The following is a 23,193-nucleotide window of genomic DNA, read 5'->3' as shown; positions in this document are numbered from 1 at the left end:
CTGGTCTTGGGACGAATACCCATTGCTTTTTCCTCGTTTTTCTGTTATATTGATTTGTTAAACCATTACTGGAAAGGATTTCGATATGTTTTTATATCAGAATATAAATGACCAGGTGCGAATCTTAGGATACAGAGGTTTTAATGGATCCATAAGAGTACCAGAAACGATCGGAGGACTCTCCGTAACCGAGCTTTCGTCCTATGCATTTTCGGGAGGTTGGGGTAGGGAAGAGATGCTCTCCTCGTTAAAAGAGGAAGTGCTCTTGTGTGATGAAGAGGGAAATCCCATATCGACAAAAAAAGAGGATCTGCCGCCAGCCATAAGTCTGGAAGGGCTTAAGGAAATATATTTGCCGGAGACCATTGAAAAAATAGGAAATTACGCATTTTATAATTGCTTTGAACTGACTCGATTAGAATGCAGTGCAGCTATTGCAGATTTAGGATCTGGCCTGTTTACCGGGTGTTCGGGCATGCGATATTTAGATATCCATCTAGTGGAGGGAAAACGGTCCTGCTTAAAGGAAATTCTATCTGAATTAAGACAGAAGCTTTTTGTAAACTATAACAGTAGTCAGGGCAATGCCAGACTTGTTTTTCCGGAACTGTATGAGGAATCCATAGAACACACCCCAGCCCGGATTATCATCCGGGAAATGCATGGCTGCGGACACTTATACCGGTATTGCTTTGATCAGGCAGATTTTCAGTTTCATAAATACGATGGCCTGTTTCCTCATCTACTCGTACAGGAATCAGAGTCCGTCATCGGAGATCTGGTCATAAATCGCCTCTACACTCCCATGAATCTTTTGTATCACGATAAAATGGTGTACGAAGCATACTTGCTGGAACATCTAGAAGGAGTATCAAAGCTTGCGATAAATGAAGATGAAACTATGTTTTTGTGGATGATGAAGGAGTATGGCAGGGATCAGGTGAAATTTGATTCCATTGTAGAAATGGCCTCAAAAATGGATCGTCCGGAGCTTCTAAGCCACTTAATGAACTTAAGGCGCCGCAGGTTCCCAGCAAAAAAACGGGAATTTTCCCTTTGATTAAAAAGAAGAAAGGCAGGTGATGTGCATGATCGATCCAGTAAGACAAAGACAGTTAGCAGAGCTTGAAGAGGTGGAAATAGGGCATGGCATATTAATCAATGCCAGAAATGAGCTTTACCTTAATTTTCGCTATCTTGATGTGGCTTTAAGCAGCTTTGTTTTTGAAGCAGATAGAACAGGAAATGTGCTTTCCACAGATGGTTTCATCATTTACTATCAGCCTGATCTTTTGTTTTCTATGTACAAAAGCAGTCGGATTCGTGTGAACCGGGCTTATCTTCACATGCTGTTCCACTGCTTGTTTTGTCATCTAAGAGGAAAGGGAAATAGGGATAAGATACTCTGGGATGTGGCATGTGACATAACCATTGAATCCATCTTGGACAGCTTTTATGTAAAATCAGTATACCAACATCAGTCGGCCTACCGCAGAGAGATCTACGGCAGAATCACAGCCAAACGAAAGGTGTTTACCGCAGAAGGAATTTATAAGGACCTGACGGAAATGAATCTGACCCAGGAACAATTAATCCGAATGGCTGGAGAATTCTTTGTGGATAGCCACGAACGATGGGATGAGGAGGAAGATCCTAAGGTTACTACCCAGCGTCAGAACCAGTGGCAGGAGATGCGGGAAAAGATGGAGACGGAGATGGAGTCCTTTGGAGAAGAGAACGCCTCATCTGGCAAAGACCTTCTGGAACAGATCAAGGCAGAAAACAGGGAGCGATATGACTACAAACGATTTTTGAAGAAGTTCTCAGTGCTTCGAGAAGAGGCAGAGGTCGATCCTGATTCCTTTGATCCCATTTTTTACACCTATGGAATGACGCTTTATAAAAATATGCCATTAATTGAACCATTGGAAACAAGAGAAGTTTTTAAAATAGAAGATTTTGTAATCGCTATCGACACATCCATGTCTGTATCCGGGGATCTGGTGAAACGTTTTTTAGAAGAGACGTATGGAGTGCTTTCGGAGTCTGAGAGCTATTTTAGAAAGGTCAACATCCACATCATACAGTGTGATGAAGAGATTCGCTCCGACGTGACCATAACAAGCCAGGAGGAAATGAAGGATTATATGGAACATTTCACCCTAAGTGGGTTTGGAGGAACGGATTTTAGACCGGCCTTTGAATATGTAAGTGGACTCTTAAACAAGGGGGCTTTTAAAAAGCTTCGGGGCCTGCTTTATTTTACAGATGGAAAAGGAATTTATCCGATTAGCATGCCTCCCTATGACACGGCATTCGTGTTTATGGAAGGACAATATGAGGATATTTCAGTTCCAGGCTGGGCAATGAAAGTGATATTGACGGAGGAAGATTTAAATCTTTCATAACAGGAGAAACTGCCATGAATATAAAACGAGCAAAAGAAGAAATTAAAACTACCATAGCAGCCTATTTGTTAAAGGATGCTTATGGAAATTATGAAATACCCTCTTTGCGGCAGAGGCCTATATTTTTGATAGGACCTCCTGGCGTGGGAAAAACCCAGATCATGGAACAGGTCGCCAGGGAATCTCAGGTTGGTCTGGTGGCTTATACCATTACTCACCATACCAGACAGAGTGCCGTAGGGCTTCCTTTTATCAGGGATAAGGTATTTGGAAATGAAACTTACCGGGTGACCGAGTACACCATGAGCGAAATTGTAGCTTCGGTTTATGAAAAAATGGAAAGCACTGGACTGAAGGAAGGGATTTTATTCATTGACGAAATCAACTGCGTATCTGAAACCCTTGCTCCGACCATGCTTCAATTTTTACAATATAAGACTTTTGGAAATCATAAGATTCCGGAAGGCTGGGTCATCGTTACCGCTGGAAATCCCCCGGAATACAATAAATCGGTCCGGGATTTTGATGTAGTGACTCTGGACCGAATTAAGCTCATTCAGGTTGAACCGGATTTTGAAGTCTGGAAAGCTTATGCTTATGAACATGACCTTCACTCTGCGGTGATATCGTATTTGAATGCCAGACCGGAGAATTTCTGCCGGATTGAGACCACGGTTGATGGCAAATTCTTTGCCACTCCAAGAGGTTGGGAAGATTTATCTCGCTTTATCCAGATTTGTGAGCGCATTGAGAAGACGGTAGACCGGGATGTGGTGGGAGAATACATTCAATTTCCTAAAATTGCTAAGGATTTTACAAACTATCTCCACCTATACTATAAGTACCAGGATGATTACCAGATTGATGAGATTTTATCTGGAGTGATTCGGGAGAGTCTTTGCAATAAGCTAAATAAGGCGCCATTTGATGAAAAGTTAAATGTCATTGGACTTTTGCTATCAAAGCTTGGACAGCAGTTTCGGGCTGTGGCAGATCAAGCGGATCGAACCAGCCTTTTGATGGACGAGCTTAAAAAGATAAATCCGGAAACAGACAGCTCTTTGGAAGAATCTATGCATAAGCGGATTTCCGTTTTACGAAACGATTGGAAGGAAGTTTGGGATAAAAAGCGGGAAGCTGGGCTTGTTAATCGGAGAGAGGATTATTTGTCCAGGGATGTGGAAGTTATACTTGCAAGGTATGAAGAGACTTTGGAACAGGAAGAGATTATAGATATCAATGCATCTTGGGAGCGGATACGGGAGCTTTTTAAGGAAGAGAACGAGCGGTATGAGAAGCTACTTTCTGATGGTGGGAAATCTCTGGAGCATGCGTTTGATTTTATGGAAGCAGCTTTTATGGATGGCCAGGAGATGGTGGTGTTTGTCACTGAATTAAATACAGGCTATTATAGTGTTAAATTTTTAAAAGAATATGACTGCGAAAGATATTATCAGTATAATGAAAAGCTTTTATTTAAAGACCGGGAAGATGAATTGAAGTCACGGATTGATAGTTTGGGGAAATAATGTATAAAATCTTTAGCTCTGCCCAATAATATTAAAGAAAAGGAGGTAGAGCCATGGGAAATAAAGCATTAAATTACACAGCTCTGACCATTGCCATTATCGGCGCAGTAAACTGGGGACTGATAGGCTTCTTTAATTTTGACTTGGTTTCATTTATCTTCGGTAACATGACATGGATTACGAGGATTGTGTACGGCCTGGTAGGGATCTGCGGGTTGTACCTGCTTACCTTTTATGGTCATAATGAGGCTAGAGCAGACTGATAGTGTTTGGGTTAAGAAAAAGGCGTTGCTACATGATTCTGTTTTGTATCATGAGCAATGCCTTTTATCTTGTCTGAAGATAAGAAATGGATTTAAGAAAACAAGGCATAATGCCTTATCCTAAATTATAAGTTTGACGATAAGATATTATAGTATAAGGCAATCTAGCTAGGAGGACTCTTTTTATGAAAACCAAGATTAGGCTTTCACAATGCATGATAGTAAAAAATGAAGAAGAAAATATACAGAGAGCATTAACTTGGGGGAAATCCATTGTTTGTGAACAAATCGTTGTGGATACAGGTTCTACCGATAGAACGGTAGAGATTGCAGAAGAGATGGGAGCAAAGGTTTTTCGCTTTGAGTGGATTGATGATTTTGCTGCTGCTAAAAATTTTGCAATTGAGCAAGCGACGGGAAACTGGATTGCATTTTTAGATGCGGATGAATATTTTCAGGAAGATGATGTAACAAAAATTATACCATTGCTTGTACAAATAGAAGAACAAAGAAAAAAACTTAAGATTCCACTGATTGTAAGAGCATCTCTAGCCAATCTAGATGACGAAGGAAAGATAGCGTCTATGGCAAGTCATGCTAGGCTGTTCAGTAATGATCCCAGGTTGCGTTATCACAAGCGAATTCATGAACATCTTCTTGTATCTGGGAATCAAGCTCCGAGTTCTATTGACGCTAGTAATCAATTTATTATTTATCATACAGGATACTCATGGAAAGCATATGAGAAGACACATAAACTAGAACGTAATATTACTCTCCTGGAAAAGGAGGTAGAACAAGATCCTGAAAACTATGAATTGTGGGCATATCTTGGTGATTCTCTGATGGCAGATAAGCAAGTAAAACGGGCAGAGGAAGTATATAATGTGGTTGTTGACCACATTGAGACTATTAGTTTACAAGAACGTGTGGATATGGTTTTTAGCAATTTAATTAAGTTAAAATATTATAGTCGAGTTATGAATGAAGAAGAAGTGATGGATGTCTATCGTAAAGCAGTTAAAAGTAATTGTATGTCGCCAGATATTGAATATTGGTTAGGGCGTTGGATGCTTGACCAGGAAAAAGTGCAGCAGGGAATTAGTTATCTTGAATTAGCATTAAATCGTATTGATCAGTACAAAAAAGATGGAGTTTTAGATATGGCAGGAGATCTTTCGTACATATACGGAAAGCTTTTCTATGCACATAAGTCATTAGGTCATATACAGGATGCTGTGAGGTACGGTACACTTTATTTGCGGATAGAACCATATGGAGAAGAAATTATAATTGAACTTATTCAGTTGTTTAAGGGTGGAGAAGAGACGAAAGAAGCTACTGACGCTATTTTGGGTTTCCTCTCTAAGTTATATGATCTTTTGCAAGCGAAAAATAAATTGTACTTAATTAGGGTATGCCATAAGATGCGTTATAAAAACCTTGAGAATAAGATATCTGAACTTCTTACTGTAAAAGAACAAGAATTTATTAATGAAAATAAAATAAAGTTTTTTGGAGATTCTTTCTAACAACTATGGGAGCAGGTAAAACAAGGTATCACCTAGAAAATAAAAAAATAAATTTAAGTATTAAGAAAAAAAAAAAAGCGCCGATATAATGATTAGTACACAGATTCAATGAAAGATGTGTGTACTGAAAATTTATATGCTAAATAGGTTTTTAACTTTCATTCAGGGCCCGAATGAAAAGTTTGAAATAATTAAATGGGGGGAAAGGATGTCCCCGACATAATCCAAGGAGGTAACAACAATGAGAATTCAACACAATATCGCAGCTTTAAACTCTTACAAAAATTTATCAAGCAATAACAACACTGTTTCCAAAAGCTTAGAGAAATTATCTTCAGGCTACCGTATCAACCGTGCAGGTGATGATGCAGCTGGTCTTGCTATTTCTGAAAAGATGAGAGCTCAGATCACAGGTCTTGAGACTGCATCTAAGAATGCTAATGATGGTATTTCTTTAATTCAGACTGCAGAAGGTTCTTTAACAGAAGTTCATTCCATGTTAAATCGTATGGTAGAGTTAGCACAGCAGTCAGCAAACGGAACTTATGAAGATTCAGTAGACCGTGGTAACCTTCAGCAGGAGTTTGATGCGTTAAGTACTGAAATTGATAGAATTTCAACTACTACTTCATTTAACGGAAAGAAGCTGTTAAATGGCGATTTGGATGGTAAAAACGTTTCAGGAACCAAGGTTGCTGCACTTACTCTTCAGATAGGTGCTACATCTACAGCTGATGATCAGATTGCTCTTAACATTGATGCAATGAATACAACGAGTTTAGGAATCAATAAGACTGCTGATTCAGTTGATATTACGACAGCATCTAAGGCTAGTGCAGCCGCTGAGAAAGTTAAAGCAGCAATTGATAAGGTATCTACTGCTCGTGGTAAGCTTGGTGCGGTTCAGAACCGTCTTGAGCATACTATTAACAACTTAAGCGTTGCTTCTGAGAATATGACAGCAGCAGAGAGCCGTATCCGTGACGTTGATATGGCTAAAGAGATGATGTCCTATACAAAGAATAATATTCTTGTACAGGCTTCTCAGGCTATGCTTGCTCAGGCAAACCAGGTTCCACAGGGTGTTCTTCAGTTATTAAAATAATTGAAAATGTTATATATTTAACAAAAGGGATTGTTGCAAATTGCAACAATCCCTTTTTGAGATTTATCGTCAATATTTGGGCTGAGATTCCTGGAAGCTCACTCCTTTATTTTATTTCGAGCTGTTTTAATTGTTGGTCCTATTAAATGTTGTTTTTGAGCAAGTAAATAGTCTCCATTTCCTAACCATTTTTTCTATGATGCACAATGAAGTATCTGAGTTCAGAATTGTTTGAATTATTGGATTTCATATGAACTCTGCTTTAATACTTTAATCTCATTATAAACCTTTCGTGATACTATAATCCTTGTCGTTGGTAATATAGTCATAGAATTTTGTTGATGCTTTTGGTAAGCTTCAGACAGATGGATATCGAAAATCATTATTTCCTAATAAAGGCTAATAAAAAATCGCCAACCACACCAAGGACAGGCTGTTTAGCAGAGTGTGTTTCAAAGAAAAGTTTAAAGAAGAATTTGTGTGAAAAACTATTTTGCTAAAATATCTCCCAAGTTTAGTAATGACTCACTATAATTAGGATGGATCTTTAATCGATTATCTTCGTTGACATAAAATACTGATCCTGATAATGCATTTGGGAGGTTTCTTGTAGTTTTATTTTTATAACAAAAATAATGTTGGAAGTGTGTTATTTAGGAACACCTAACATTCAGTATAGACCTGAATTATTATGGTGCTGAAAAAGGAAAAAAATGTATATAGAGAAATAGTGGATATATATGTAATTATATGTTGTAATTTGTCGATATAATAATTGTATATTATGATTTTTATGCCATGTAAACTAAGAAGGCTATTTGGAATCTTTTTTTGAATTATTTACAAGGCTTGAAGTAATAAATAGTCTTTATTAAGAGGAGAGCTTCTTTATGACGAGAGTAATTACATATGGTTCTTTTGATTTGTTTCATGAAGGACACTATAAATTGCTTGAAAGAGCAAAAAAGTTAGGAGATTATTTAATCGTAGGAGTCACTACCGAACAATATGACGAATCCCGTGGAAAACTAAATGTAGTAGACTCTATTATAGATCGAATTGAAAATGTAAAAAAAACTGGGTTTGCAGATAAGATAATTGTTGAAGACCATGTGGGACAAAAAGTAGAGGATATTCATAAATATAGTGTAGATATTTTTACCATTGGCTCTGATTGGACGGGAGAATTTGATTATTTAAAAGATTTTTGTAAGGTGATATATCTTGAAAGAACAAAAGAAATATCCAGTACCTTAATAAGAAAACAAAAGTACCCTATTATAAAGCTGGGTATAGTAGGAACAGGACGTATCGCTTCACGCTTTATACCTGAGGCCAAATTTGTCAGTGGGATTGAAACGGTAAGTGCTTATAATCCTCATAGAGAAAGTGTAGAACGTTTTGGAAAGCGTTTTGGTATTCGAGCAGAATCGGAAAACTTTGAAAATTTTTTAGAACCTTTGGATGCGGTATATATTGCATCATTACATCAAACTCATTTTGAATATGCTAAGGCGGCTTTGAATAGAGGAAAGCATGTGTTGTGTGAGAAACCAATGGCTTTGTCTAGAGTACAGGCATTGGAACTATATACGATTGCTAAAGCTAATGATTGTTTACTTATGGAAGCAATAAAGACGGCATATTGCCCTGGGTTTAATCAGCTTTTAGGAGTAGCAAGAAGCGGTATAATTGGCAATATTGTGGACGTGGAGGCTTGTTTTACCAGAATTGCAGATACGGAAACCAGAGAGAGTAAAGACCCTAATTACGGAGGCGGTTTTTTAGAATTTGGAAATCACACAATGCTTCCGATCTTTAAATTATTGGGGACACAATATAAAAGCGTGAGTTTTGATAGTATTAAGGATGTACGAGGCATTGATTTATATACAAAAGCTTCTTTTACATTTGATAGAGGCATGGCGTTATCGAAAACGGGGATTGCTGTAAAATCAGAGGGACAGTTGATTATTGCAGGAACCAAGGGTTATATTCTTGCGGAGTCACCCTGGTGGTTGACAAAATCTTTTGAAGTCCGTTTTGAGAATGCTTATAAGAAAGAACAGTATACGGCAAAATTTTTAGGTGACGGTCTTCGGTATGAATTAAGTGAGTTTGTGTCACTTATTCACAATGGAGAAAGAAAGTCTTACAAATTTACGGAAGAGGAATCGATTGCTATGGCTGGAGTTATGGAGAAATTTATGGAGATGAGAAAATGAGGTATCAGACTAAAATATACGGCCATCGTGGGGCCAGTCAGTATTCTCCTGAAAATTCTATGGAAGCCTTTCAGATGGCTTATGATATGGGGGCAGATGGAATCGAATTTGATGTGCAGATGACTAAGGATGGGCACCTTGTAGTTGTACATGATGAGGAGATAAGCCGGGTTTCTGATGGAATTGGATATGTGAAGGATTATACATTCGAGGAATTGAGATGTTTTCAGTTCAATAGAACGCATCCGGAATATGAGGATATTAAAATTCCGTTGTTAGATGATGTTTTAGAACAATTTAAGCAAAAAAAAGATTTTCTCTTTAATATAGAATTGAAAAATAATATCTTTGCCTATGAAGGAATGGAAGTGAAAGTATTAAATGTGGTAAAAGAGAAGGGGGTATTAGAGAGAACTCTGTTTTCTTCATTCTACCATAAATCTGTGCTTAGTCTTCGGAAAATGGATTCTAACACTAAAATAGCATTTCTTTATTGCGATGGGCTCTTAAATGTTCCTGATTATGCAAGAAAATATGCTGTAGATGCAGTTCATCCAGCGTGGTATCTTCTGGATCGGGATGATATGTTTTTCTCTCTAAAAAAAGCAGAAATTGAAGTAAATGTTTGGACGGTAGATAATGGAAAAGAGATCAGGCGGTTATGTGACATGGGTGTAAATGGAATTATTACAAATAAACCTGATTTAGGAAGTGAGATAAGAGATGACAGAGGAGCGGTATATCAATAAACGGAAGAGAAAAGCTTTTTTTACAAGTTTAGCTTATTGGTTGTTATGGGCGCTTCCAGTGAAAAAGAAAAAAATTGTTTTTACTACCTTTGAAGGAGATGGAGGATATTGCTGTAATCCGCGCTATGTGGCTGAAGAACTATTAAAGAAGGAGGATGATCTTGAATTAGTATGGCTTGTAAATAATTTTAAAAAACAGTTTCCTCAAGGAATCAGAAAAGTAAAAAATACATTTTGGAGAAGAGCGTATCACCTGGCCACTGCTAAAGTGTGGATAGACAATAGTAGAAAAGCTTATGGTACAAGGAAAAGAAAAGGTCAGTTATACATACAGGTTTGGCATGCTGCAATTGGATTCAAACCACTGGGATTATTCAGGGGGAGGCTGTTTCCAAAGATGGCTTATCTTGTCAGCGAGCATGACTCTAAGCTTGCAGATTATGTAATATCCAATTCGAAGTGGTGTACAAAATTCATTCCAGATCAACTTATTTATACGGGTAACATTATAAAAACAGGTTCTCCGCGTTGTGATGTTTTCTTTAATGAGCGAAAAGAGGTATATAGAAAACTCCGTAAACGATATGGAATACCGCAAGATACAAAAATTGCGTTGTTTGCACCTACCTTTAGAGGTGGAAGTCAAAATGGAGATCGTCAGGTATTTGTAGAAGAACCCATTCTTGATTTTGCACGTATGACAGAGGTTCTAGAACGAAAATTTGGAGGGACCTGGTTTGTATTCCTACGTCTGCATCCACAGTTAGCGGCACAACTTGACCAATTTCCTTTGAAAAATGGGATTTCAAACATGATTGATGTGAGCCAAGCTGACGACATGAATGAGTTAGCAGCGGCCTCAGATGCGCTAATAACCGATTACTCCAGTTCAGTATTTGATGTTATTAATATGTATATACCTGTTTTTATATATGCAGATGATTTGGAAGAGTATATAAAGGAACGTGGGGGGCTAATGTGGGATATATATTCTTTGCCGTTTTCTGTGGCTAGGGATAATAATGAATTGATCGAAAATGTTGAAAATTTTGATGCTAAACAGTATAAAGAGAAAATTGATGAATTTTTAAGTGAAAATGAGGTGTTAGAAGATGGTTGTGCAAGTGGTAGAGTTGTAAATTTAATTGAACATGTTATAAGGGAATTATAGTATATTAATAGTTTGATTAATGAGTAACCATTTATCTTTGTGTATTAGTGAGCAGTAGCGATACAAGATTAAGAATAAAATGATTTTACTATTTTGTATGAGACAAGCTATGAAAAGTCAATCATAAATTAGCTATAATTTTTTTCGATCAATAATAAAGAGGGGTAACATAAATAAAGCTCCCTAAGGTGCATTTTCAAAATTTTATTGATATTGGTAAACAGACCTCTTAATTGAGGTTAATTTCTAATTCGTTAGTGAGCATATTCCAGATGAATCTGACAAGTTTACCAGCATAGTGCCCTAGGGCATTAGGGTGTATCCGGCTCTCTGCCATTTTAGCATCATAATAGGCATTGAAGGTGGCACTGTTTTTTACAACATTGTGAGCTGCATTCATAAGTGCATATTGAAGGACTCTTAATCCCCGTTTAGATATTCGGGTGCGCTTGGTACAAAAGTTACCTAGTTGGTAAACATGAGAATCTAAGCCTGCAAATACAAGAGATTTACAAGGTCTAGAGAAACGGTGAATATCACCGGTTTCACCGAGGATCATTCCACTGTTTATGTATCCGATACCTGGAATGGTCATGATATCTGCCATCTCAAATTCCTCCCTATTCAATTGGCTAATAATTCAATCTGCGCAATGGAGTGGGTTATCTGAATGGATAGAGTACTGTCGTTAGCACCGACAGACTTCTGTTTAAGAGCTTTTATTTCTTTTGCTTCTTTGTTGCTGAAGTGACCATGGGGGAAAGTAAAAGCAGGTAAGAAAGATGATCGTATGCATGAAAGCAATGTCTTTTGGTGTTAGAGCCTCACCTAAAAGGGCATAGTCAGATTTTTTATGTAGTCCGGATTAAAAAAGTATTGCAGTTCTAGAATCACTTGATCCGCATAAGAAGTTAGATGGATTTTTAATAATGTCCGCTGCTTAATGGTCTTTTGATGGAAACAACCAAGTGCCTTTAAATCCATCAGATTCAAATCATAATAGGAAACAAATCTGACGGAGTCCTGCATCATTAAAGTTTTAGCGATATGTAAGTGTCGGCCTTGTCGATCTTGGTTTTGCAAATGTTGTTCTTACGCTTAGTAGACGTCTTAATGGGATTCAACACATACATTGAGGAATTGGCAACAAGGTATCAAGCAAGGTTGTCGCCATAATGTGCTGTGGGTTCAAGACCGATGATGTTATCAGACTGGAAATTATAGAATCTGGATATCAACAATTGGAATCTTTCAGCGTTATTAGTAAATTTAAACGGCTCGATGAGTATTTCACCATCAGAAGATATGGCTGAGGCAAAGTGATTGAGTTTAGCAATATCAATGCAAACGTAAATTATGAGGTCGTCCCTCCTTTTATAAAGATATGATACGGTGGTATCCACCAACGATTATCATCGTAGACTTGATTGAAATAGGTACTTGGGAGATCGCCCCTGGCACATCCAGCTAATAAAGCATTCATATAAAGGTAGTGCCAATACACTTCTGTTGAGTAGTCAAAGATACAGGTGAAAATTAAAAGTCCACAGTATCTGAATGTATTATAACTACAATACAAAAAAGAAAGGAAGTTATGGTGTTTTGCTTATGTAATCATCATACAAGGGAAAAATGGAAAGTAAGAAAATTAAAGTATTACATTTCTCTATCGCTAATAGCGGTGGAGGAATTACAAAGTATGCTTTGAGAATATGGAATGCAATAGATAAGGATCGCTTTCAATTTGATTTTGCAACAATGAGTAAGAGTCTTGATTTTGCACAAGAATTAGAAGAGCAGGGGTGTAAAATTCATTATATTTCCATTTATAGTGAACAAGATATATTGAAATTTGAGGAAGAAATTAATAAGGTTTTTGATGATGGTTATGATATAGTACATTTACATACTAGTTGGTGGAGAGGATTTGCAGTTGAAAAAATTGCAAAAAAAAGGGGAGTTTCTAAAGTGATTGTACATGCGCATAATACAGATGTCCATATTCCCATTGGAATGACGCGGGAGGAAGCCAGAATCTTGCATAATAGTTGGCAAAAAAAAGTAACGCCTTATATTGCGACGGATTTTTGGGCTTGTGCTGGAAATGCTGCAGAATGGTTATATGGAGAAAACATCCCTGAGGAACAAATTAAAATCATTCCGAATGCCATTGAATTAGAAAAATTCTACTTTAATCAAAGCGTTCGTATAAGATATCGAAATAAAATGAATTTACAAAAACAGTTTGTTGTAGGAATGATAGCCAGATTTCAGTACCAAAAAAACCATGAATTTGCGATAGAATTTTTTGAAAAGTATCATAGTAAGGTTCCTAATAGTATTCTGTTATTAATTGGAATTGGAGAACTAAAAAATGAGATTGAAATTTTAGTCCGAAAATATCATTTGGAATCAAAAGTTAGATTTTTAGGCTTAAGAGATGATGTTCAAAACTTGTTACAAGCCATGGACTTGTTTATATTACCATCAAGATTTGAAGCATTGGCTCAGACGTTTGTAGAAGCACAAGCATCAGGGTTAAAATGCATTACTAGCGAGTTTGCTCCGGAAGAATCAAAAATAACAAATAATTTAGTAAGACTTCCATTGGAGATAGATTTATGGCTAGAGGAAGCATTAAAATGGGAAGCAGGATATGTAAGAGAAAATACAAAAAAAATCATGAGAGACAAAGGTTATGATATAAAGTATCAAATCAAAGAAATTGAAAAATTGTATGCTGATAATTTGGAAGTTATAAATTGAAAATTGGAGCGGATTGACATATGACTGAAATAGAAACATGTAGCTTGTTTGAATTTGTAAATTTTATAAAAAAAAATTCAGAGAGCAAGAAAACATATATTTATGGAGCAGGAACCTATGGAAAAATTATTGGGTCTTTTTTAAAAAAACACCAAATTAATTATGAGGGATTTATAGATTCAAATAAAAAGTTAATGGGTAGTTTTTTATTAGAAAAACAGATTTTTGGATTAAGTGATATTTCTGAGTACAGTAATTGTGTTGTAATTCTATCTCTATCAAGGCAAGTGTATGGGCAAGAATTTGATGATTTATATTTAATGTTAAGTAGTAAGGGAGTCAATAAGGAAAATATTGTCTATTTTGCAGATGATTTTGATTTAATGGATAGTATAATTAGTTCAGTGAAAGATACGAGTCATATATTACAGCGAAACTTAAAGTTGAAAAATATTTTTAGTGGAAGACGCTGTTTTATAATCGGGAATGGTCCAAGCCTGCTAATAGAAGATATTAATAGATTAAAAACGGAAATATCTATGGGGTGTAATGGAATTTACCAGTTATTTGAAAAGAGTGTTTGGAGACCAACATGTTTTTTTGCAGAGGATAATGTTTTCCTGAATGAACATATACAAACTGATAAAGATTTAAATTATTTACTTTGTAACTGTGAATATCTATTTACCACATTATGGAGTGAACTATATGATCGGTATTTTGATGATTATGATAAACTGTTTTATTTGCATACTTGCAAGACAAAAATTGAAGATATTATGTTTTCTCCAGATTTAACACAAAAGATTTATTCTGCTCTAACAACACTATATACAATGCTTCAGGTTGCAGTATATATGGGAATAAATGAAATCTATTTACTAGGAATCGATTTTTCGTTCAGGAGAGAGATCGATAAAAATGGATATATGCTAGTCAGTGAAGATATAAAGAATCATGCAGAAATAATGGAAGAGACTGATGGAATATATCATACAGATATAATTTTAAAAGGTTATATGGTGGCAAAAGAATACGCAGATTTACATGGGATAAAAATTTATAATGCCACCCGTGGCGGAAAACTGGAAGTGTTTGAAAGAATAAATTTTGATAATTTGTTTTAGGAAAGAATGAAATATTATGAAAATTTTAGCTGTAATCCCGGCAAGAGCCGGATCAAAGGGGATACCAAATAAGAACATAAGAATAGTAAATGGAAAACCATTGATTTCATACTGTATAGAAAATGCGCTTAATTCTAAATATATAACGGATGTAATAATTACAACAGATTCTCCGGAAATTGAACTGCTGGCAGGATATTATGGTGTTAGATATATACATAGAAAAAAAGAACTGTGTGTAGATTCGGTGGCATTAGATGCGGTCGTATATGATGCCTGTAAAGAATTTGATGCAGATTATATAATCACGTTGCAACCGACATCTCCAACTTTGCAGTGTAGTACTCTAGATGGGGCAATTGAGTATGTAATAGCTAAGAATTTGGACACAGTCATTTCGGTAGTTAACAAACCTCATTTGGCATGGGTAGAACTAGATGGTCAAGTTATTCCTGATTACGAGAAGAGATTAAATCGCCAGTATCTGCCAAAAAGGTTTTTGGAAGCAGGTGCTTTTGTTATCTCAAAAGCGGGTGTGGTATTTGAAAACTCAAGAATTGGAAAAACTGTTGATGTTTATGAAATTTCTGAAACAGAAGCAATAGATATTGATAACTTTCAAGATCTAATTAGTGCAGAGAATATTCTTAGAGAACGAAAGACAGCTATTATTGTTAATGGCAATAATCTGATAGGTATGGGTCACATTTGCAGGATGCTTGAACTTTCAGATTTATTTTATCATAAGCCAGATATATATTACGACAGTACTATTACTGACAAAAGCTCATTCGGTAACACCATGTATAAACTTACGGGATATGATAGTCTCAATGATTTGCTCGATTATTTAAGAAAAGAAAATTATCAGACAATTATAAACGATATATTGGATACTGAGTCGGCATACATTAAAACATTAAAGCAGATTCCAACAAAACCTTACATTGTTAATTTTGAAGATTTGGGTGATGGAAGATTGTATGCAGACCTGGTTATTAATGCCTTGTATAAAGAAGAACAGTCGATACAGAATATTTATTTTGGAGAGCGATATTATCTCATTCCAAAGTTGTTTCTATTATACAAGCCGATAGAGATTAAAGAAAAAGTGTCAAATATATTTATATGCTTTGGTGGAGCAGATCCAGCCAAATATACCGAAAAAATATTATCGATTATTTGCCAGAGTGAATATTCAGGTTTGAACTTTACGGTCGTATTGGGAAGAGCAAAAACTAATCATGTAGAATTGCAGAAAAATATAAGTTATACCAATATTAGAATTTTATATGATGTAAAAAATATGCCGGAGTTGATGTCGCAAAATGATATTGGAATTACCTCAAGGGGAAGGACGTGTTATGAACTGGCGTCATTGGGAATTCCTACTATTGCAATGTCTCAAAACGAACGAGAAGAAAGACATCAATTTGCAAGTAATGAAAATGGATTCATGTACTTAGGTAGAGAAGTAACTGAGAATATTATAAAAAAAGAGTTAGACAAATTGATTTTAGCAAATGTAATTAAAAGAAAAAGCATGCAACAGCTTATGTTAAAGCACGATTTAAAAAAGGGCAGGGAAAGGATTAAGAATCTTATTGATTCGCTGTAAATATGAAGAAGATAATTGAAAATAGAATTAAGGATAATAAATTTGTTTTAATTGCAGAGATTGGTGTTAATTACTATGATATTGCAATGAAAGAGCATATCTCTCCCATAGAGGCAGCTAAATTAATGATAAGAGAGGCTGCTCTTTCAGGGGTTCATGCCGTTAAATTTCAATCTTATAAAGCTGAGACTTTGGCGGCTAAGGATTCGCCTTATTATTGGGACATTAAGGAAGAACCTACAGAATCTCAGTATAAACTTTTTAAAAAGTTTGATTCTTTTGGAAATAAGGAATATGCAGAATTAGCTGAGTATTCAAATGAAATGGGAGTTGAATTTCTTTCAACTGCATTTGATATTGAATCAGCAGATTACCTAGAACCAATGATGAATATCTATAAAGTTTCTTCGTCAGATTTGAACAACCTTCCTTTTGTTGAATATCAGGCGAAGAAGAATAAACCGATTATTTTATCTGTAGGTGCATCTTCTGAAGATGAGATCGTGCGTACAGTGGAGCTAATCAAAAAATATAATGACAAATTTTTGGTCTTGATGCACTGTGTATTAGAGTATCCCACACCATACGAACATGCAAGTTTAAATAAGATTGTCAGTTTATCAAAGAAGTTTCCTGGTTTGGTTATAGGGTATTCTGATCATACAAAACCTGATGAAGGGTTTGAGGTTATAAAAACAGCATATAATCTTGGAGCAGTGGTTATCGAGAAACATTTCACATTAGATAAAACCTTAAAGGGTAACGATCATTACCATGCTATGGATCCTAATGATGTGAGAGGTATTATTAAAGCAATCGACTATGCGGACTATATCAGGGGGGATGGAACCTTATGTTGCTTGGTATCAGAAAAAACAGCTAGAGAAAATGCGAGAAGATCACTTGTAGCATCAAAAGACATTCCTGCTGGAACAGTTATTTTAGAAGATATGCTGACATGGAAGAGGCCGGGAACGGGGATACCGGTGAATTGTTTTAACAAAACATTAGGAAAAAAAGCTTCCGTATTTATAGCGCAAGGTATGATTATTACTTATGAAATGCTTCAATGATGTATTAAAATGAGGATGAAAAAATGGAAAAACAAAATATTTTAGTGTCGATAATAATTCCAATATACAATGTTAAAGATTACCTTGAAAAATGTATTTCTTCCTGTCTAAATCAATCATTGAAAGATATAGAAATTATTTTAGTAGATGATGGATCGACGGATGGCAGTGAAAGAATTTGCGACTGTTATAAAAAATCTAATCCAACAAAGATAGAGGTAATACATCAAGCAAATCAGGGATTAACAGTATCCAGAAAAGCAGGGATACACGCTTCAAAAGGTAAATTTGTTGGTTTTGTAGATGGTGATGATTGGATTGATTCAAAAATGTATGAAACATTGTATGAATTAGCACTAAAAAATGAGGCTCAAATTGTTACGTCAGGTGGGAGTAGAGAATATCCAGATGGCAGAGGAAGAATAAACCTGATTGATGGTGTTCCGGAAGGACTATATGAAATGAAAGATAAGAGTAATTTAGTTATTAATAATATTTTTTCATCTTCCATTTCAAACCAGTATTATGTTAATGGTTCTGCCTGTTTTAAAATATTTGATAGAGAATTAATTACTGAAATTATAGACCAATTGGATGAATCAATCCACGGATATGCAGATGATAATGCAATTGTGGTACCTTGTATATTAAATGCCTCAAAAGTATATATATCGAAGGAAGTGTTATATCATCATGTTGAAAGGAGTGATTCTGCGACATATTCCAGACTTCCAAATGTATATGAGCAATTTAGCAAGGTGTATAGTAACATAAAGAAATTTGTTGATGTTCATAGATGCAGTGATATACTGAAAAGACAATTAGATGAGTATGCCGTTTGCAGAATAATTGATGGATTGCCGTATTTACTTGGAAATAATTATAAGCAACCTACTTTTTTCTTTGATTTCTCAATGTTTCCAAGTAATAGTAGAATTGTTATTTATGGTGCAGGCAATGTAGGAAAGTCATATTGTGCATGGCTTAAAAGGTTGAGAAATATTGAGTTAGTTGGTTGGGTAGATAGTGATCCAATAAAGTGTGATGGTAAACTAGTGCAATCAATAGATAACTTAACGAAAATGAAATATGACTATATTCTTATAGCAATCAATAATGACATAGCTGCAAAAAAAATAGTTGAAAATCTCGCTTGTACTTTAGATAGAGAAAAGATTGTTTGGGAAAAACCACAACGAGTTTTGTTTATGGAAGAAGAAAAGTTTTACTAAAAAAAGAGTGATAGAGACATGTAATATAAAGGTCTAGGTTTTCTGTTTACTTTACTTTTTCTGCATCCACTCCATGAAATATAACCAGTGAATGTTTATATCAATTATTAACATGGTTATTTATCTCAAAAGTTATAATACGTTGCTAAAAATGATCAGAAAGGATTTTTGCAAAAATGAAGATAAAATACAATTTGGATGCGTTTATAAATAATCTAGACAAAAATCGTAGAATTATCTGTATCGGCATAGGAAAATATTTTGATAATTTTCTATTTGAAATGAAAGAACTTGGTATAGAAAATAGAATTAAGATGATTGTTGATAATGACAGTGCTAAATGGGGGATGGTAAAAAAGTGTAACTTACTGAATTTAGAGATCATGGCTCCCCAAAAGATGCTGCAAGAAATAAGTTCAGAGGATGTAATATTGATTACCACCGCCTATTATAGTGATATTATAAATCAGTTAGATACCTTACCTGAGTTAATGAAACAAGAATGCTATGTTTCATATTTTTTAATCGCGGAAAAGAAAGATCGTTATAGATCTGGAATCTCTGTTCCAGAGAAATTTAAAATTACAAAATCGAAGCTAATTTCTTCAAAAATTCATTACTGCTGGTTCGGTGGCAAAGAAATACCTGATAGAAACAAAGCGTGGATGGAAAGCTGGAAAAGGCATTGTCCGGAGTTTGATATTATACAGTGGAATGAAAATAATTATGATATAGCAAAGTCAATCTATATGAAGCAGGCATATATAAAAAAAGAATGGGCGTTTGTGTCGGATTATGCGAGATTGGATATTATTTATAATGAAGGTGGAATATATCTGGATACGGATGTGGAATTATTAAAACCTTTGGACTCTTTTCTATACCAAGATGCCTTTTGTGGATTTGAAAATCAAAACTTTGTTAATTTTGGACTTGGTTATGGCGCTATCAGAAAGAATAAAATTATTGGAGAGATTCTTGCTCTATATGACCAAATAGAATTTGTGCAATCTGATGGAACTTACAACAAGACAACATGTCCGGTTTATCAAACGAAAATTTTGCAAAAATTTGGGTTGCAATGTAATGGAGAATATCAGATAGCAGGAGGTATGGTAGTCTATCCAGAAAAGGTCTTTTGCGGATTAAGCCCACATAGTTTTAGACTTATTAAAGATATTAGCCAGACATACTCCATTCACCATTTTGCAGCTTCTTGGCTGGAAGAAGATGCACTAAAAAGAAAAGAGAATGTCATTGATTTCTTACAAAAAGGTATTAATTAGAGATTAAGGAATCAAGATGATGAATGGGGAGAAAGCTGGATGCAGAAGTTCAAAGTCAGCATTATTATTCCGGTATATAACACAGAGATATACTTAAGAAGATGTTTGAATTCTTGTATTAATCAAACGCTGGATGAGATTGAAATTATAGTAATTAATGATGCTTCGCCTGATAAAAGCTATATAATAATGCAGGAATATGAAATAAAATATCCTGAAAAAGTAAAGTGTATATATTTACAAGATAGTGTATGCCCGGGTGGGGCTAGAAATTTTGGATTACAGACTATGCAAGGAGAATATTTTTACTTTTTGGATAGTGATGATTACATGGAAGCTAATTTATGTGAATGTATGTATAAAAAAGCTGTTGAATTGAATTCAGATATGGTATTTTGTGATCATTATGCAGAAATGGCGGACAAGACTGTAAGCAAAATTATAAACTTTTCTCAAGAGAAAATGAGAAAGGAGTATTTGCAACTACTAATCTTAGATGCTTCGCCGTGTGGAAAGCTATTCCACCATGAATTATTAAAACGTCATAATATATATTATCCAGAAAATATGTTTTATGAAGATACGGCAACAACTCCAGTCTGGACAATTATGGCTCAATCATATGCAAAAGTAAACAATGCCTTGTGGACATATTCCTGGTGTGGCAGTTCGATTACCAGATCAAAAGCTTCCCAATCAAATGATTTACAAAGAATAAAGGCAGTAGAGATTTTTTATAATAACTGTAGTAAAGTTAAGATAAATGATAAATTTAAATGTGAAATAGAAATATATGCACTAAGTAGAATAATTGATTCTATTATCTCAATCGCACGCAAATTTGATTACTTAGAATGTGCTTCTATTTTTAAAATAAAGAATGCTATAATAAAACTTGCTCCTGAATATAAAACAAATCCTTTATTAACATACGTGTTTTTTCCTTACGAACGGAGAATCCTTAATGATATTATGGAAGAAAAGCTGAAAGAAACAATATTGTCCGACGAATTCAACCATAAATATGTTCATAACAAAACTGATGAAATAGAATTATATTTTGAAGAACATAAAGATTATATCAAAAATATGATGGTTGCATTTAAGGAAAAGGGGTATGATGAAATTACATTATGGGGCATGGGAGTTATTGGAAAAGCTCTTTATTATTCAATAACTAGTCTTGGGTTTAAACTTGTTGCAGTAGATAATTCCAGTAAAGTATACAATATTAAGTTAATGGATGGTAATATAATACAATATGCTCAGAATCAAAAAGGAAAAAATAAAGTGATTTTAATTACAAATCAAAGGTACTATGACCATGTGAATACGCATTCAGCAGGAGCGAAGATTATCGACGTGATGTCTTGCTTAAAGTTAAAACAGAATATTAAGAGTATATTGGAGGAATAAGATGAAAAAAGTCACCGTTATTTTACCATTGCATAACTCTGAGAAATACATAAGAGAATGTATAGACAGTATTATTAATCAAACTTTGCAGGAAATCGAAATCATATGTATTGATAGTGGATCAGATGGAACTTCAAACATTATTAACTCGTATGCTGAAAGTGATAAACGAATTCAATATCTCTATGACAGTAATTCAAGTTATGGTTATAAAATTAATAAAGGAATTGCATTATCACAAGGGACTTATGTTGCAATTGTGGAATCTGACGATTATATCAGAAGTGATATGTTACAAATCTTATTTGACGTAGCAGAAAAAAGTCAGGTGGATTTTATAAAAGCTGATTATAAAAAGTTTATTGATATCAATGGAAGAAGAATAGAGACTGAGGTTAAACATCTAGTGAACCAATCACTGTATAATCGTGTTATAAACATACAGGAAGTACCAGAAATTAATAACCATACTGGATACAGTATATGGGCAGGACTTTATCGAAAGGAATTTTTGATTTCCAACAATTTGTATTTGAACGAGACTCCAGGAGCGTCTTATCAAGACACCGGATTTTCCTTATTTGTAAATTTGTTAGCTAATAAAGTATATTATATAGATTGTCAACTATATCGTTATCGGATTGATAATAGCGATTCTTCGGTAAAGTCACAGAATAAATATAGATGTATAATAGATGAATTTTCCTGGATAAAAGAACAAATGCAGCTAAGAAATATCAATAAAGAGAAGCATATCTATTTATATAATAATAAAAAACTCATGTCCTACTTTTGGAATTACCAAAGACTTTTACCGGAATATCAAAAGAAATTCTTAGAGGAAATCCATAAAGAGGTAGAAGGATTTTTTAATAATGCTATTTTTATGAAAAGTTTATCCCCGCAGCAAATAGATGAGGTGAAAATTTTACATGGTGATGAGAGGGCAATTAATAAATTTAAACGAAATAGTCTCGACATACAAAATAATATTCAACAGACAGCAGCAATTTTTAAAACGAAAGAAGAAATAGTTATATTTGGGGCAGGTAAATATGGAGAAGTATTAATAGAGTTAAATCATATATTGAACCAAAACAACATAGTTTCTATATGTGATAATGATACAAGTAAACATAATTTTAGATTAAGTAATCTAGCGGTAAAAAACCCGTTTGAAACTGTTTTAGAGCATAAAAATGCTTTTTACGTAATTGCAAATAAAAGGAACGGTAAAGAAATTTTATCGCAGCTAGTGGAATACGGCATATCTCATAATTCTATTTATATTTCTGAAAAACTATCAGGAAAGACAGCATTATTAGAAGCGGTGTTAGAACTACCTGAATAAAATGTTAATCAACAGTTAGATAACTATGATCTATATAGAGACTTTCCAAATGTAAATATGTATAATTACATTGGACATGATAAGGCATAGTAATAAGTACATTAAGTTGTCATATGATGGAAACGAATTCTATGAAAAAGTACATAGGAGTGACCAAACGAATAATATAGTGGTCAGGTTTGGGTGCTGCTAGGTACACTGGCAATCCTTTATAACATAAACGAGAGTATATAAGTGATTTTTATTATGAATTCTAGATTTAAGCTTTACTTGCGTCGTTATTCTACTTTGATAGCTTAAACAGTACAGTATACAAAAGAACAAATTAAATCTTGTTATTTA

The 23,193-nt window shown here is 34.7% G+C and carries 19 protein-coding genes; 17 read left to right on the top strand and 2 right to left on the bottom strand.

What is annotated here, in order from left to right:
- Positions 1-85 precede the first annotated feature (85 nt).
- The 9 genes from BET01_RS02795 (at position 86) to BET01_RS02755 (ending at position 10,982) form a co-directional block, all read left to right on the top strand.
- A complete protein-coding gene (locus BET01_RS02795; RefSeq protein ID WP_120195216.1) occupies positions 86-1,060 on the top strand; it encodes a leucine-rich repeat protein in 975 nt (324 codons plus the stop codon).
- Between the two features lie 28 nt (positions 1,061-1,088).
- Entirely contained in the window at positions 1,089-2,408 is a 1,320-nt protein-coding gene (locus BET01_RS02790; RefSeq protein WP_120195215.1) for a vWA domain-containing protein, read from the top strand.
- Positions 2,409-2,422: 14 nt separating this feature from the next.
- On the top strand, positions 2,423-3,937 hold the full coding sequence (locus tag BET01_RS02785; RefSeq protein WP_120195214.1) for an ATP-binding protein: 1,515 nt from the start codon (positions 2,423-2,425) through the stop codon (positions 3,935-3,937).
- A 53-nt stretch (positions 3,938-3,990) separates the two neighbouring features.
- The gene (locus BET01_RS02780) at positions 3,991-4,200 is read left to right on the top strand and encodes a DUF378 domain-containing protein (protein ID WP_024837805.1); all 210 of its coding nucleotides are present in this window, start codon (positions 3,991-3,993) and stop codon (positions 4,198-4,200) included.
- A 185-nt stretch (positions 4,201-4,385) separates the two neighbouring features.
- The gene (locus tag BET01_RS02775; protein WP_120195213.1) at positions 4,386-5,732 is read left to right on the top strand and encodes a tetratricopeptide repeat-containing glycosyltransferase family 2 protein; all 1,347 of its coding nucleotides are present in this window, start codon (positions 4,386-4,388) and stop codon (positions 5,730-5,732) included.
- Between the two features lie 241 nt (positions 5,733-5,973).
- The gene (gene hag, locus BET01_RS02770) at positions 5,974-6,837 is read left to right on the top strand and encodes a flagellin Hag (protein ID WP_120195212.1); all 864 of its coding nucleotides are present in this window, start codon (positions 5,974-5,976) and stop codon (positions 6,835-6,837) included.
- Positions 6,838-7,727: 890 nt separating this feature from the next.
- Entirely contained in the window at positions 7,728-9,062 is a 1,335-nt protein-coding gene (locus tag BET01_RS02765; protein WP_120195211.1) for a Gfo/Idh/MocA family oxidoreductase, read from the top strand.
- On the top strand, positions 9,059-9,811 hold the full coding sequence (locus BET01_RS02760) for a glycerophosphodiester phosphodiesterase (protein ID WP_120195210.1): 753 nt from the start codon (positions 9,059-9,061) through the stop codon (positions 9,809-9,811). Before BET01_RS02765 ends, BET01_RS02760 begins: the two co-directional genes overlap by 4 nt.
- On the top strand, positions 9,786-10,982 hold the full coding sequence (locus tag BET01_RS02755) for a CDP-glycerol glycerophosphotransferase family protein (RefSeq protein ID WP_120195209.1): 1,197 nt from the start codon (positions 9,786-9,788) through the stop codon (positions 10,980-10,982). The genes BET01_RS02760 and BET01_RS02755 overlap by 26 nt, the downstream gene beginning before the upstream one ends.
- Positions 10,983-11,211: 229 nt before the next feature.
- On the opposite strand, the gene BET01_RS21960 is transcribed toward BET01_RS02755, so the two are convergent.
- Positions 11,212-11,589 (bottom strand): transposase, encoded by a 378-nt coding sequence (locus BET01_RS21960; RefSeq protein WP_243117098.1) that lies wholly within the window; start codon positions 11,587-11,589, stop codon positions 11,212-11,214.
- 547 nt (positions 11,590-12,136) lie between these two features.
- Entirely contained in the window at positions 12,137-12,385 is a 249-nt protein-coding gene (locus BET01_RS22375) for an IS110 family transposase (protein ID WP_243117097.1), read from the bottom strand.
- A 229-nt stretch (positions 12,386-12,614) separates the two neighbouring features.
- Between BET01_RS22375 and BET01_RS02745 the strand changes: the two genes are divergently transcribed.
- From BET01_RS02745 to BET01_RS02710, 8 genes are all read left to right on the top strand, one after another.
- A complete protein-coding gene (locus BET01_RS02745) occupies positions 12,615-13,748 on the top strand; it encodes a glycosyltransferase (protein ID WP_120195208.1) in 1,134 nt (377 codons plus the stop codon).
- Between the two features lie 20 nt (positions 13,749-13,768).
- Entirely contained in the window at positions 13,769-14,875 is a 1,107-nt protein-coding gene (locus BET01_RS02740) for a 6-hydroxymethylpterin diphosphokinase MptE-like protein (protein WP_120195207.1), read from the top strand.
- Between the two features lie 16 nt (positions 14,876-14,891).
- Entirely contained in the window at positions 14,892-16,493 is a 1,602-nt protein-coding gene (locus BET01_RS02735) for a cytidylyltransferase domain-containing protein (RefSeq protein WP_120195206.1), read from the top strand.
- A 2-nt stretch (positions 16,494-16,495) separates the two neighbouring features.
- The gene (locus BET01_RS02730; protein ID WP_120195205.1) at positions 16,496-17,566 is read left to right on the top strand and encodes an N-acetylneuraminate synthase family protein; all 1,071 of its coding nucleotides are present in this window, start codon (positions 16,496-16,498) and stop codon (positions 17,564-17,566) included.
- A gap of 23 nt (positions 17,567-17,589) precedes the next feature.
- Positions 17,590-18,798, top strand: coding sequence for a glycosyltransferase (locus BET01_RS02725; protein WP_120195204.1), 1,209 nt, complete (start codon positions 17,590-17,592; stop codon positions 18,796-18,798).
- 176 nt (positions 18,799-18,974) lie between these two features.
- Positions 18,975-20,084, top strand: coding sequence for a glycosyltransferase family 32 protein (locus tag BET01_RS02720; RefSeq protein ID WP_120195203.1), 1,110 nt, complete (start codon positions 18,975-18,977; stop codon positions 20,082-20,084).
- A 39-nt stretch (positions 20,085-20,123) separates the two neighbouring features.
- Positions 20,124-21,500 carry a glycosyltransferase family 2 protein gene (locus BET01_RS02715; protein ID WP_120195202.1) on the top strand — a complete coding sequence of 459 codons (1,377 nt, stop codon included), beginning with the start codon at positions 20,124-20,126 and terminating at the stop codon, positions 21,498-21,500.
- Between the two features lies 1 nt (position 21,501).
- A complete protein-coding gene (locus BET01_RS02710) occupies positions 21,502-22,851 on the top strand; it encodes a glycosyltransferase family 2 protein (RefSeq protein WP_120195201.1) in 1,350 nt (449 codons plus the stop codon).
- The last annotated feature ends 342 nt before the right edge of the window (positions 22,852-23,193 follow it).

This window comes from Lacrimispora algidixylanolytica, assembly GCF_003609635.1.
Classification (GTDB): domain Bacteria; phylum Bacillota; class Clostridia; order Lachnospirales; family Lachnospiraceae; genus Lacrimispora; species Lacrimispora algidixylanolytica.
This window is presented reverse-complemented; position numbering and strand designations above follow the sequence as displayed.